The 13,478-nt window shown below is 71.4% G+C and carries 10 protein-coding genes; 5 read left to right on the top strand and 5 right to left on the bottom strand.

All coding sequences use genetic code 11. The annotated features are described in order from the left end of the window. Positions 1–48: 48 nt before the first annotated feature. A complete protein-coding gene (locus tag G4D85_RS03830) occupies positions 49–1,437 on the bottom strand; it encodes a hypothetical protein (RefSeq protein WP_164007936.1) in 1,389 nt (462 codons plus the stop codon). 94 nt (positions 1,438–1,531) lie between these two features. Beyond that, the gene (locus G4D85_RS03825; RefSeq protein ID WP_240359057.1) at positions 1,532–1,948 is read right to left on the bottom strand and encodes a hypothetical protein; all 417 of its coding nucleotides are present in this window, start codon (positions 1,946–1,948) and stop codon (positions 1,532–1,534) included. Positions 1,949–2,151: 203 nt separating this feature from the next. On the opposite strand from G4D85_RS03825, the gene G4D85_RS03820 reads away from it, so the two are divergent. The 4 genes from G4D85_RS03820 (at position 2,152) to G4D85_RS03805 (ending at position 8,714) form a co-directional block, all read left to right on the top strand. Beyond that, the gene (locus G4D85_RS03820; RefSeq protein WP_164007932.1) at positions 2,152–5,238 is read left to right on the top strand and encodes an aminotransferase class I/II-fold pyridoxal phosphate-dependent enzyme; all 3,087 of its coding nucleotides are present in this window, start codon (positions 2,152–2,154) and stop codon (positions 5,236–5,238) included. Positions 5,239–5,389: 151 nt separating this feature from the next. Next, positions 5,390–6,388 (top strand): class I SAM-dependent methyltransferase, encoded by a 999-nt coding sequence (locus tag G4D85_RS03815; protein ID WP_164007929.1) that lies wholly within the window; start codon positions 5,390–5,392, stop codon positions 6,386–6,388. Between the two features lie 93 nt (positions 6,389–6,481). Next, on the top strand, positions 6,482–7,294 hold the full coding sequence (locus G4D85_RS03810; RefSeq protein ID WP_205525404.1) for a hypothetical protein: 813 nt from the start codon (positions 6,482–6,484) through the stop codon (positions 7,292–7,294). A gap of 31 nt (positions 7,295–7,325) precedes the next feature. Then, positions 7,326–8,714, top strand: a complete 1,389-nt coding sequence (locus tag G4D85_RS03805) for a WS/DGAT/MGAT family O-acyltransferase (protein WP_164007927.1) — start codon at positions 7,326–7,328, stop codon at positions 8,712–8,714. A gap of 72 nt (positions 8,715–8,786) precedes the next feature. Here G4D85_RS03805 and G4D85_RS03800 read toward each other — a convergent pair whose 3' ends face one another. Beyond that, positions 8,787–10,193, bottom strand: coding sequence for an FG-GAP-like repeat-containing protein (locus G4D85_RS03800; RefSeq protein WP_205525403.1), 1,407 nt, complete (start codon positions 10,191–10,193; stop codon positions 8,787–8,789). A 52-nt stretch (positions 10,194–10,245) separates the two neighbouring features. Here G4D85_RS03800 and G4D85_RS48785 point away from each other — a divergent pair, with 52 nt between their 5' ends. Further along, positions 10,246–10,503 (top strand): hypothetical protein, encoded by a 258-nt coding sequence (locus tag G4D85_RS48785; protein ID WP_205525402.1) that lies wholly within the window; start codon positions 10,246–10,248, stop codon positions 10,501–10,503. 26 nt (positions 10,504–10,529) lie between these two features. On the opposite strand, the gene G4D85_RS03795 is transcribed toward G4D85_RS48785, so the two are convergent. Together G4D85_RS03795 and G4D85_RS03790 are read right to left on the bottom strand one after the other, a co-directional pair. After that, positions 10,530–11,945 (bottom strand): sigma-54-dependent transcriptional regulator, encoded by a 1,416-nt coding sequence (locus tag G4D85_RS03795; protein WP_164007925.1) that lies wholly within the window; start codon positions 11,943–11,945, stop codon positions 10,530–10,532. Further along, on the bottom strand, positions 11,942–13,471 hold the full coding sequence (locus G4D85_RS03790) for a sensor histidine kinase (protein ID WP_164007924.1): 1,530 nt from the start codon (positions 13,469–13,471) through the stop codon (positions 11,942–11,944). The genes G4D85_RS03795 and G4D85_RS03790 overlap by 4 nt, the downstream gene beginning before the upstream one ends. Positions 13,472–13,478: the final 7 nt, after the last annotated feature.

Raw genomic sequence — 13,478 nt, 5'->3', positions numbered from 1 at the left:
TCTGGGGCAGGTGCCGGTGATGACCCTGAGCCGCTCCCGGATCGAGGCCTACTTCGCCGCCGGCAGCGTCCACGTGAAGGAGAAGCGGTGCGCATTGCCGGGTGCGCTGTCCATCCACCCCGTGATTCGCTCGCTCTGCTCCAGCAGCGGGCCCAGCTCGGAGCTGACGGCGAACAGCGCGGCGAGCTGCTCGTCGGCGAGCACGTCCGCCAGCGACACCTGATTGAGCCCCCGCGCCAGCTTCTTCGGGTCCAGCGAGAAGTCCGCCGCGCGCTCCAGCTTCGCGCTCGTCACCGGCAGCGCTGCCAGCGTGGCCTGCGTCACCGCCTCGTCGTTGCCCACCACCAATTGCTTGTCCTTCAGCCGCACGAAGACGTTGCCGCCCTTCACCGCCAGCGCCCAGCCATCCGCCAGCGCCTTCGCGCCCGGGAATCTGCCCAGGGGCGTGAGCGCGGACTTCACCGCCGCCGCGTCCGTCACCTCCGCCGCCAGCGCCTGGCGCACGGCGAAGAAGCGCGACTCCGGCGCGCGCAGCGAGCCGCGCACCTGCACGTTGTCCATGTTCACCAGCATGTTGCCGGTGAGCTGCTTCGCCACCGCGTCCGTCATGGACTGCACCTGCTCCCTGGGACACGCGGGGCACACGGCCTGGATGGTGGCGCGCAGCGAGCCCACCGCCTGCGACACCCCCGCGGGCGCTACCGCCACGCGCGAGAAGAGCATCCCCTCGGACTTCATCGTCCCGTAGGGGCTGGTGCTCCGCGCCTGGAAGGGCGGCAGCGGCAGCTTCGCCGCGGTGCCCTCCACCTTCAGCGCGCTACTCGTGCCGTCCAGCCCCAGCACCGTCCCTCCGGAGGTGAGGTACGCCACGCCCGGCAGCTTGCCCAGCCGCGCGTCCTGCGCGGGCGCCTTGCCCACCAGCTTCACCGCCTCCTTGAGGAGCGCGGGGCCGCCGGTGTCGGTGGCGCCGAAGGAACACACCTCCTGGCCCTTGAGGGCATAGCCCATGGCGCCACCCGCCGAGCGCTTCACGCTCACCGTCGTCACGCCCTTGGAGGTGGTGGGCTTCACTTCCTCGCCGCCGGCGGCGGAGATGGCCTCGGCGGCCTTCTCCTGGAAGACCTTCGCGTCCTTCACCCGCAGGCAGGACACGCGGCCATCGTCACGCAGGGACACCGTGGCGGGGCCCGCCGCGTCCAACCCGGCCGAGGCGAGCGTCTCCGGTTTCGTCGGGTCGATGACGAGGAAGGGGTGCAGCTCCGCGCGCCAGGCGGAGGGGCGCAGCAGCGCCGCGTGGTTGCCCGCGCGCTCCAGGAAGGAGGACAGGCCGGCCATCGCATCCAGCCTGGGGACGTGGACGACGGTCTGCGCCGAAGCGGCGGAGCGAGGGGCGGGGGCCGCGGCCAGGGTGGCCGCCAGGACGAGCGAGGAGAACATGCCCCCCGTGAGAACAGCCGGGCTCCGCCTCTGTCAAGGAGGACACGCCCGGGTGCCTGCCCGGAGTGTCAGCGGTTCGAGAGAAGGCGCTCGCCTACAGGCGGCCGGCGTTGGCCCACTCAATCATCCGCTCCGCCAGCTCCACGGCGTTGCGGCGCAGGTGCGCGAGCTGCAGCACCTCGTCATCCGTGCGGGCCAGCGCCATGCGCAGCGCCAGCGTGTCCGCGAAGCGCACCACCTGCGCGACGCTGATGATGTCCTTGTCCTCCGACGTGCCCGCGTAGCGCGCCACCTCCGCGTCCACCGTGAGGCCCTCCGCCACCAGCGCCTGCACCAGCGCGCCACGTGCCACCGGAGTCTCGTACTCCCCCGGGTCGCGCAGCTGACGGCGCCACGACTGCGCCTCCCACCGCGTCCGCGCGGGGTCTCTCAGGGCCCGTTGCGTCCGTGACGGTGTGCTCCGCATCCCCTGCATGCCGGCCAGGCCCGGCGACCAGATGTTCATCTCCATCACTGCCCCCTCTCCACTACGGGGTCCGCCTACGGGCATGAGCGACATCGATGCTTCTCCGTCAGTCCCGGGTTTCGGACTGCACACCTCTAATTACGACCAGGCCGCGAATCCTTGACTTGCCCCGGGGCGCCAACCTGTTGCGTGGGGACGACAGTGATGTCGTTGACACGGCCCATGCCGCCCGGGACAGTCCGCGCGCCATGCCCACCTACCCCGCCTCACCTCGCGATGCGTTCCACCTGCTGCGTGCCCTGTCGGAGGACCTGTCCCACCCGGACCGACGTCCGCGCGCGCTGGTGGAGCTGCGTGAGCTGGCGGAGCTGGCTCGCAACCGGCCGGAGACGGCGCCGCTGCGGCTGGTGACGGTGACGGTGGTAGTGGGCGCCTCGCAGGAGCGGCTGGAGCTGTTCCTGCTGCCGTCCATCTTCGCCCCCGAGGCGTGGGCCTACACCTTCATGGAGGGCCTGCTGAGCGTGCCGCTGGACGAGTACGCCGGGAAGCGGCTGGTGGAGGTGGGCGCGGGCTCGGGGTGGATTTGCATCGCCCTGGCGAAGTTCACCCGGCTGGCGCACATCCACGGCGCGGACCTCAACCCGCACTCGCCCGTGGTGGCCCGGTGCAACGCGTGGCTCAACGGGGATGAGGCGCTGGTGTCGCGCCTGTCCTTCGGGGAGAGCGACCTGCTGCGCGGCGTACCCTTGGAGGCCTCGTGGGACTTCGTGGTGGGCTGCATCCCCCAGGTGCTGCGCGGCGAGGAGCTGCCGTCGGAGCTGTCCCAGGCGGACGAGCAGGCGCTGTATGACTTGTCCAACTACTGCACGCTGCAGAACGTCTACGAGGACCACTTCGGGCTGGGGCTCATCGCGCGGCTGCTGGATGAGGCGCCGGAGCGGCTGGCGCCGGGCGGGCGGCTGCTGCTCAACCTCGCGGGCCGGCCCGGGCGCCTCATCATCCAGCGCATGCTGACCCGGCGCGGCTTCACTACGCGGGTGCGCGTGGCGCGGCGGGTGATGCAGGCGGCGGACACGGACATCCGCCCGCTGGTGACGCTGGAGCAGCGCACCGGACGCGAGTTCGAGTTCTTCATGGAGGCGCACAGCCCGGAGCCGCTGCGCGCGGCCACGGCGCTGGGCTGGCTGCAGGCGGGCCACCCGGTGTGGCACGAGGTGGCCGTGTGGGAGGCGCAGCTCGCGCTGCCTCGGGAGACGCTGGCGCTGCGCGCGGCCCTGCGGCAATTGGGCGCGGCGCCGTTGCAGGAGGAGCTGGATTTGGGCGCGGCCTCGGCCGAGCAGCTCGGCTTCGTGGCGGACCTGTCGGCGCGGCTGGCACGCGGGCCGCTGATGCCCTACGCGCACGAGGCGGGGGACGCGTCCTTTCGCCGCCGCGTGGTGCGCTACCTGGACCGGTACTTCGGGCTGCGGCTGACGGAGGAGGAGCTGTTCGTCGCGCCCGAGCGGGAGCAGGCCGTCTACTCGCTGCTGATGGCCACGTGCGACGTGGGCGACGAGGTGCTGGTGTCGCGCAACCTGCAGCCGCTCTACGCGCGGGCGCTGGAGAAGGCGGGCGTGCGCACCACGGTGACGCACACCACGCTGGACGAGGTCCGCCAGTTGCTGACGGCCTTCGACGTGAAGCTGGTGCTGCTGACGGTGGAGCCGGGCGAGCGCACCAACCTCGCCGTGCTGCGCGACATCCTCGCGGAGGCAGCACGGCGGGGCATCTGGGTGGTGCTGGACGAGAGCGCCTTCTTCAACATCACCGGCGCGGTGGAGCCTCACACGCTGTTCGAGTTCCTCGCGCGCGAGCCGTACTCGCCGAACCTCGTCGTGCTCTACGGCCTCATCAAGAACGCGGTGTGGCCGGACCTGGAGCTGACGCTGCTGCTCCCCGTGCCGGAGCCGCTGCGGGCGGACCTGGAGGTGGCGGCGGAGGTGACGTACTCGCGCATCAGCACGCTGGCGCAGGGGTTCTACGAGCGCACCTTCGCGGACCTGCTCTCCTTCCGCATCTCCTTCGCGGAGCCGGAGGCGCCCGCCGTGCGTCCGGCGCCCGCGGTGCCGCTGCCCCGCTCGAAGCGCATCGCCCGGCTGGCGGGCTTCCCCGCCTTCGCGCCCAAGGTGTTCCGCGAGGATGACGCGGAGCTGGTGCGGCTGGACTACGGGGAGAATGAGGGCCCGCTACCCCCTCCGCTGGTGGAGGGGCTCATCGCCGCGGGCACCGCGCCCCGCGACTCCGGCGCGCAGACGGGCCTCGCCGAGGCGGTGGCCGCCTTCCTGCTGGAGACGCGCGCCGCGCGCTACGCCCCGGAGGACGTGGCGATGGCACCGGGTGTCTGGCCCCTCATCCACCACCTGGGCGTGGCGCTGCGTCGGCGGCTGGGGCGCGCGCCTCGCGTCTTCCTCGCCACTCCTTGCTACGGCGTGCTGGCGCCCACCTTCGTGTCCGCTGGCTGTGACGTGGAGCTGGGCCCGCTGTCCGGCCTCCTGGCGCGGCGGGGGCAGGGCGGCGTCGCGCCGGACGCGGTCGTCGTCTCACAGCCCTCCAATCCCACCGGCACCTATCTCACACAGGAGGAGTTGGTGGCGCTGGCCACCTATGTGGTGGAGCAGCGCTGCCTGCTGGTGTCGGACGAAATCTTCGGGCTGGTCAACCTCACCAGCCCCACGGCGGAGACGGTGCACAGCCCGGTGACGCTGGAGGGCGCGGTGCCGGGCGTGGGCGCTCGCACGGTGCTGCTGGGCGGCCTGTCCAAGGAGTTCGCCGCGGGCGGCCTGCGCGTGGGCTGGCTGGCCACGCGGGACAGGGCCCTGGCCGCGGCGGTGCGCGACAGCGGCCCCGGCGTGCTCCATCTGCTGACGGCGCGCGCCGCGGCGTACCTGTACGCGGCCTATGCGCGCAGCCCGGACGGACAGCTCCTCTACCCGACGCGGCACCGCGCGCTGCGCGCCTTCCTGACGAAGATGCGGCGCGAGCTGGCGGAGAAGCGCGAGCTGCTGGCGCAGGCGCTGCCGGGGGATGGGCGCTCGGACGCGGGCGACGCGGGCGGCCTCTTCCTGTCACCCCGGATGACGGCGTGGCTGGGCCGCGAGGTGGACGGCGAGCGCCTCACGCCGGAGAACCTGCCCGCCGTCGTCTACGCGCACACCCACGTGGTGCTCAACGGCGGACCGTGGTGCGGTGACCCGGAGCGGGCGCGCGCGGTATTCTCCATCCCCCGTGAGAAGCTGGTGAAGGCCCGCGAGCGGCTGCTGGCCTTCGGTGCGAAGCTGCGCGCCACGACGCCGTGACACCGGGGCCGGGCGCCTGTTCACCCGGGGACAATCATCTTGCCCCTTCGGTCTATGGGCCCGTGCCGGTAAGTCCCGCATGGTGGGAAATCCCGGAGCAAGGCCGGTCCGGGAAAGTGGCTCGAACCATCCAAGCATCCGGGGGGATGCCATGCCGAATCTGCTCGACCTGCCTCGCCAGGCATTGATGGATCTGCGCTCGCGGCTGAGCCACCTGCCACTGGTGTCCCAGCTCCCGCTGCGCAATGTCGTGCCGGACCTGCTGTCCCTGTCCAGCCCCGCGCCGCAGGACCACGCGCTGGCGGACCCGGAACGGGTGGACGTCTGGCAGAAGGCGTGTGAGCGGTATGTGCGCCCCGGGCACGTGGTGATGGATGCGTGCACCGGCACGGGTCTGCGCACCTTCCTGGCGGCCTCCCGTCATCCGAAGAAGCTGTACGCGGTGGACGGCTCGCGGCTGCTGGACACGGCGCAGTGGGTGGCGCGGCGCAACGGGCTGGAGCACATCGACTTCGTGCGCTCGCACCCCTGGCAGTACCACCCGCCGGAGAAGGTGGACGTGCTGCTGCACGAGCTGCTGGGCGACGCCCTCTTCGACGCGGGCCTGGTGCCGAGGATGTTGGATTTGCGCACCCGCATGCTGAAGCCGGGCGGGCGCATCCTCCCCAACCGCTTCGAGGTCTTCGTGGAGCCGGTGCAGCTTCGCGACGAGGCCTGCCTCCCCTTCATCTGGAGCCAGCGCTTCCCCAGCGTGGACTACAGCTGCCTCCAGACGCTGCGCGAGGCGATGAACCCGTCCTACTTCACGCGCGTCATCCGCTCGTACGAGGTGGACCATCTCCTGTGCGACCCGGAGCCCGCCTTCGCCTTCGATTTGGAGACGATGGCGGCGGATGGCCTGCCGCACCGCGTGCGCTACGAGCGGCCCGTGGTGGACGAGGGCCGGGTGGACGGCTTCTGCCTCTTCTACAAGGTGGCCTTCGACGCGGAGCTGTCCTTCACCGTGTCGCCGCTGCGCGGGCAGAACCACGCGGGCATGACGCTGCTGCGCGTGGACTCGCGCGAATTCGAGCGCTTCGACACGCTCTCCTTCGAGCTGGAGCTGCCGGACCCGGGCGACGTTCGCACCTGGCGCTGGCAGTTCACCTGAGGGCAGAGCCCTCGGGCGCAGTGCTAGCGGGTGGACAGCCCGGGAGGGGGGAGGCTGGGGCCCGGTGGGGGCGTGGCTAGCTTTCGCCGAGGCATGCCCTCTTCCCGAGTCCTCCTCGCCGTCGTGTCCCTGTCGCTGGGCGCCGCCGCCCTGGCCGCCGCCCAGACGACCTCCGAGCGCCCTCGCACCGTGGCCGGCGTGTGCGGCGCCACCAACTGGGCGTGCGTCGCCGAGTGCATCGACGCCGAGTGCGTGGACCGGTGCCTGCGCGAGGACTGCGAGAAGGCGCTGGCGCGGCTCAAGCTGTGTACGGAGAAGGCCGGGTGCGCTCCGGATGACACCCAGTGCTCGGCGCGCGCCTGCGGCAACACCTGCAAGCGCTCCTTCGAGCCGGCCCCGCCGAGTCCGGAGAAGGAGAAGGCGGACCCGTGCCAGGGGCTGCCCGCCTCCGCGGCGAAGGTTCCCAAGGAGCTGGTGGGGACGTGGACGCTGTCGGCGGCCAGTCTTCCGGAGGAGGTGGACGGCGGCGGGCCCGAGCGCCTCGAGGCGCAGCCGCGCGCGGACTACGAGCGCACGCTGCAGGTGATGCCCAACGGCTGCTTCGTGCTGCGCACCAAGCTGGAGGACGCGACGCTGGGGCAGGGCAACCAGCTGGTGGTCCGCGCGTGGGGCCTGGTGGAGCTGTCCGGCAAGGACCGGGTGTCGCTGCGCACGAAGGACGGGCAGGCGGTGGGGCCGGTGTGCGGCGACAAGCGCGTCATTCCCCTCACCCGCAAGAAGCTGAAGTTCCGCGGCGGCACGTACCGCTGGGACCTCGAGGAGGGCACGCTGACGCTCATGGTGGACGACGCCAGCAAGCAGACCTTCCAGTTCGACCGCACGCCACCGGAGGGCGGGATGAAGTAGAACCCCGCGCACCTGGGAGGGACGCGGAGCAATGGCGGCGCACGAGCGGATGGCCAGCGTGGATGCGCTGTGGTTCCACATGGAGGAACCCGCGAATTTGATGATGATTACCGCCGTGCTCTGGTTCGAGGGCCGGCTGGACTTCGAGCAACTCCAGGCGGTGGTGCGTGAGCGACTGGTGGAGCGCTACCCGCGCTTCCGGCAGCGCGTGGTGCCAGGCCGCGTGGGCGTGCCCCACTGGGAGGACGTGCCGGACCTGGACCTGGACGCGCACCTGTCCCGGCTGACGGTGCCGCCCCCGGGAGACCGCGCCGCACTGGAGACGCTGGTGGGGGAGTGGATGAGCACTCCCCTGGAGCGCTCACGGCCGCTGTGGCAGTTCCACGTGCTGGAGGGCGCGGAGGGCGGGGACGTGCTGCTGTGCCGCCTGCACCACTGCCTCGCGGATGGGATTGCGCTGGCGCGGGTGCTGCTGACGCTCACGGACGCGCAGGGGGCGGAGAAGGGCGTGGCGCCCGGGCTTCGTGAGGTACGTGCGCCTTCTGAAGGCGGGCTGTCACGGTGGATGCGTGGGGCGCGGGCGGTGGCGGGGACGGCGCGCACGGTGCTGAAGAAGGGCGCGGAGCTGGCGGCGGAGCCGATTCTCGCGGGAGACCTGGTGCGCCAGGGGGCCAAGGGGCTGGCGGCGATGGGGAAGCTGCTGGTGATACCCCAGGACCCGAACACGCCGCTGCGCGGGCCGCTGGGGCAGGAGAAGCGCGCCGCCTGGTCGGCTCCGGTGCCGCTGGCGCAGGTGAAGGCGGTGGGCCAGGCGCTGGGCGGCACGGTGAACGACGTGCTGCTGGCGGCGGTGACGGGGGCGCTGCGGCGCTACCTGGAGTCGCGCGACGTGGTTCCGGAGGATGTGCACGCCCTGGTGCCGGTGAACCTGCGTCCGCTGGACGAGCCGGTGCCTCGCGAGCTGGGCAACCGCTTCGGGGTGGTGTTCCTCCGGCTGCCGGTGCACATCAGCAATCCCCGGCGGCGGTTGCTCGAGCTGGCGCGGCGGATGGACATGGTGAAGCGCTCACCGGAGGCGGTGCTGACGTTCGGCGCGCTGGAGGTGCTGGGGTATGCGCCCGCGCCACTGGAGCGGACGATGGTGGATGCCTTCGGCTCCAAGGCGACGCTGGTGGCCACCAACGTGCCGGGCCCTCGCGAGGCGGTGTCCGTGGCGGGCACGAAGCTGGGCGGGCTCACCTTCTGGGTGCCGCAGGCCGGACACCTGGGCCTGGGGGTGAGCCTCTTCAGCTACGCCGGGCAGGTGACGGTGGGCGTGGCCGCGGACGCGGGCCGGGTTCCGGACCCGCATGCGCTCATCCGCGCATTCCATGACGAGATGGAGGCACTGGCGGGGGCGATGGTGCCCACGGGCGAGTGAGCGGGCACCGAGCCCGGGGCCGCGCGCCGTGAGGCCGGCGCGCGGCGTGAGGTGCGGAAGAATCCGGGTACCTCAGTACAAGTGCGTGCTCACACCGTCGTTGTCGAAGCCGATGACGTCGGCGCGGCCGTTGCCATCGATGTCCGCCAGGGTGCGCGGGTGCTGCTCCACGCGCCAGCCCTGGTTGTAGCCATACTCCGGCAACCAGATCTGGCCAGCGGCGACGCCGGTGCCGGTGGACAGCGCGACGTACAAGCCCCCATTGGCGAAGCCGACGATGTCGGCACGCCCGTCCCCATTCACATCGGCAGCGGTGCGCGGGTGCACCTCCACGCGCCAGCCCTGGTCATAGCCAAACTCCGACAACCAGATCTGGCCAGCGGTGAAGCCGGTACCGGTGGACAGCGCGACGTATACCCCCCCATTGGCAAAGCCGACGATGTCGGCACGTCCGTCTCCATTCACATCGGCAGAGGTGCGCGGGTGCTGCTCCACGCGCCAGCTCTGGTTGTAGCCATACTCCGGCAACCAGATCTGACCAGCGGTGAAGCCGGTGCCGGTAGACAGCGCGACGTACACGCCCCCATTGGCGAAGCCGACGATGTCGGCACGTCCGTCCCCATTCACGTCCGCGGCGGTGCGCGGGTGCACCTCCACGCGCCAGCCCTGGTCATAGCCAAACTCCGACAACCAGATCTGGCCAGCGGTGAAGCCGGTGCCGGTGGACAGCGCGACGTATACCCCTCCATTGGCAAAGCCGACGATGTCGGCACGTCCGTCTCCATTCACATCGGCAGCGGTGCGCGGGTGCTGATCCACGCGCCAGCCCTGGTTGTAGCCATACTCCGGGAACCAGATCTGGCCAGCGGTGAAGCCGGTGCCGGTAGACAGCGCGACGTACACGCCCCCATTGGCGAAGCCGACGATGTCCGCGCGTCCGTCCCCATTCACGTCCGCGGCGATACGTGGATGCGTCTCCACACGCCAGCCCTGGTTGTAGCCATACTCCCGGATCGACAGCACGTCACCGTAGAGCTGCACAACGCCCGCGATGTCGGTCGCGCTCAGCTGTCCGTTCCCGTTCCAGTCCGGGTTGCAGTAGTTCATCACCGACCGGAGGTCCCAGGCGCCAATCATCAGGTTGCCGTTGGAGCCCTGCGCGGGCTCAGTGCAGGTGGACGGCCGGTCCGGGCGGTTCTGCTCGTGCGCGAAGCCGAGCGCATGGCCGAACTCATGCACCGCGATGGCCCGGATGCAGAACTCCCGCTGGGACTGGCAGCTCTGGCCCCAGTTGGCGAAGGTGAAATTGAGCTCCATGCCGTTGACGTAGCCGTCCAGCCGGCTGCCGAGCTGCTTCACGTGCGGCCCCGTGTCCGCGATGCGGATGCGGATGCCGCGTGAGGTCGAGGTGCACGTGCCCCAGCCAACGAAGTCCACCCGCGACACACTGCCCCATGTGCCCTCGGCCGCGTTCTGCACCCAGGCCCGCTCGGTAGCGTTCGCGGTCGTCGGATTCTCCCAACAGACGCTGATGACTGGAGAGATCCAGAGCGAGGTGGTGTCGACGTACAACTCGCTCGTGTCGGTCGAGAGGGACTGCTCCTGGGCGACGGGTGCAGGGGGCTGCTCGCCTGCACCACATCCCGAGGCGAGGAGGGTGCCCGATAAGGCAAGGAGGAACGGCAGGGCTCTGGAGATGGGGCTTCTCTGCACGAGGCTCTCGCTTTTCAAGGGGCGGGACTGTCCGGCCCCGGTGAGAGCAAAGCAGAAATTCGGGTATTCTGATTGAAGCCCGTGTGAGGCCCGCGGTCTGCCTCAGAGCAGCCCGTGCTCCTCCAACTTGTTGTAGAGCGTGCGCCGGCTGATGCCGAGCAGCCGCGCCGCGAGCGTGCGGTTGTCGCCCGCGCGCTTCAGTGCGTCTACCAGGGCCTGTTGCTCCATGCCCTTGCGCTGGGACTCCAGCGTGAGGCCCGAATCCGTACCTCCCGCCGGTGCGCTCGCGGGCTGCAGAGCGCCCGGGCCAGGCCTCGCCACGGCCATGATGGTGGGGGAGGGTGACAGTCCTGGCTGGCGGGCCAGCTCGTGCGTCACCTCCGCCGCCGAGAGCACCTGTCCGTCCGACAGCACCACCAGCCGCTCCAGGAAGTTCTGGAGCTGGCGCACGTTGCCCGGCCACGGCTGCGCCTGGAGCACCGCGAGCCCATCATCGGTCAGCGTGAAGGGCGGCCGGCCGTTGGCCTTCGCATGCGCCTCCAGGAAGTGCCGGGCCAGCGGCTCGATGTCCTCCGGGCGCGCGCGCAGCGGGGGCAGTTCCACCGGCACCACGTTGAGCCGGTAGAAGAGGTCCTCGCGGAAGCGGCCCTCCTTCACCAACTGCTCCAGCGGCTGGTGCGTGGCCGCGACGAAGCGCACGTCCACCTTCACCGGCTGCGTGCCGCCCAGCCGCTCCAACTCGCGCTCCTGAATCACGCGCAGCAGCTTCACCTGCATGGAGAGGGGGATGTCGCCCACCTCGTCCAGGAACAGCGTGCCGCCGTGCGCCAGCTCCACGCGCCCCGGCTTACGAGTGGCCGCGCCGGTGAATGCACCCTTCTCGTAGCCGAACAGCTCGCTCTCCAGCAGCGTGTCCGGCAGCGCCGCGCAGTGCAGCTTCACGAAGGGCCCCGCACGCCGGGGGCTGCCGTCGTGCACCGCCTTCGCCGCCAGCTCCTTGCCCGTGCCGGACTCGCCGCGCAGCAGCACCGTCGCCGTGCCCGTGGCCGCCTTCGCCAGCATGGTCTGCACGTCCGCCATGGCCCGGCTGCGGCCGATGAAGGGGCCCGGCGCCCGGAGCGGCTCGCGCGCCGTGTCGTCGTGCGCGCGCAGCAGCGCCTTGCGGACGGTGAAGAGAATCTCCTCCCGGTCGAACGGCTTGAGCACGAAGTCCGCGGCGCCAGCCTTCATCGCCTCCACCGCCAGCGGCACCGTGCCGTGCGCGGTGAGCAGGATGACGGGCACGTCCGGCCAGCTCTTCGCCACCTCCGACAGCAGCTGCATGCCGTCCATGCCGGGCATGCGCACGTCGCTCACCACCACGTCGATGGGCTTGCGCCCCAGCAGCGCGAGCGCCTCCTGCCCGTCTCGGGCCGTGTGCGTCGTCAGCCCCGCCTGCGTCAGCAGCGCGCCCAGCACCTTGGCCACCGCCGGGTCGTCGTCCACCAGCAGTACGTTCCCCTTCAATGGCTCGCTCACGCGGCCTCTCCTTCCCCGGTCGACATGTGCGGGATACCCGCCGGCAGGCGCATGCGAACCACCGTACCGTGACCCTCCCGGCTTGTCAGGGACACCTCGCCGCCGTGTGCCTCCACCACCCGCCGGACGAACGCCAGCCCCAGGCCGCTGCCCGAGGCCTTCGTGGTGTAGAAGTCGTCGAAGGCGCGCTCACGGGTGCGTGCGTCCATCCCCTCGCCCGTGTCCTCCACCTCCACCGCCACGCCCGGGCCATCCCGCAGCGTGCGCACGGTGAGCGTGCCTCCCTTCGACATCGCCTCGAAGGCATTGCGCACCAGGTTCTCCAGCGCGTTCGCCAACAGGTCCTCGTCCCCCGAGCAGGGCGGCAGGCCCGGCGTCAGCTCGCGGAGGATGGACACCTGCCCCGGGCTGGCGAAGGACTGGAGCGACAGCACGCCCTCCACCAGCCGGCCCAGGTCCACGGGCCGGGGCAGCGGCTCCACGCGCGCCAGCCGCTGGTACGTGTCCACCACCCGGTCCAGCCGCTCCACCTGCTCCAGCAGCAGGTCCAGGAACTCGCCGTGCCCGTCCCACGGCTGCCCGCGCGCGTGCTCCTCCTTGAGGTACTGCGCGGCGCCCTTCATCGCGGCGATGGGGTTCTTCAGGTCATGCGCCATCTGCGCGGAGAAGCGGCCCAGCGTGGCCAGCCGCTCCATGCGCTCGCTCCGAGTGACGTAGGCGGTGACGCCCCGGCGCGTGGCGGCCACCAGGCCGAACGTGACGGCCGTGGTGCACACCACCAGCGTGGCGGCCTGCGCGGCGAAGAGGCGGAAGACGGTGAGGTACGCCAGCACGCCCACGCCCGCCACCGCCGCCGCGTGCAGCGCCATGCGCGGCGCTCCCGCGTCCCGGCCGAAGAGTCCGAAGCGCAGCGCCGCCGTCCCCATCACCGGCAGGCCCAGCAGCGTGCCGATGTTGCCCAGCCGGGGAACCAGCAGCCCCAATTCCGCCGCCAGCTCGGTCAGCAGCAGCGCCACCAGCAGCGTCAGCCCCAGCAGCACCAGCCCCGCCCGGGCGCGCTCGTCCGGCTGGTGCGTGCGGCGCAGGTGCAGCACCAGCAGCGTGAAGCCTCCGCCCAGCGGCGGTGTCACCAGCGCCGTCACCGTCAGCCCGAAGCGCAGCGAGAGCAGGTGCTCGGCGAGCGACGGCGCGAAGAGCCCGGCCAGCATCACCAGGCCCAGCGCGCTGAAGACGGCATAGCTGCCGAACATCGCCCACGCCGAGCGCCGCCGCCGTCCGACGAACGCGAGGATGAAGTGCAGCGTGCAGGGCACCGTCATCAGCCCCGCGGCGAAGCCCAGCAGCCGCCAGCCCCCATCGTCCAGGCGCTCCAGCGCGAAGCCGGAGAAGTTCCAGGTGGCCAGGGTGATGGACAGCAACGACAGCGGCAGCGCCAGCGGGCTGCGGCCCACGCGCGAGAGCGCGAGCCCCGCCAGGGCGAGCAGCCCCACACACGCCACCAGGCTGATCCACATCCCGCCGGTCATCGCGGCC

It is taken from the genome of Pyxidicoccus trucidator, from assembly GCF_010894435.1.
In the GTDB taxonomy this organism is placed as follows: domain Bacteria; phylum Myxococcota; class Myxococcia; order Myxococcales; family Myxococcaceae; genus Myxococcus; species Myxococcus trucidator.
The sequence above is the reverse complement of the archived record's forward strand: the minus strand, read 5'-3'. Positions and strand labels throughout refer to the sequence as shown.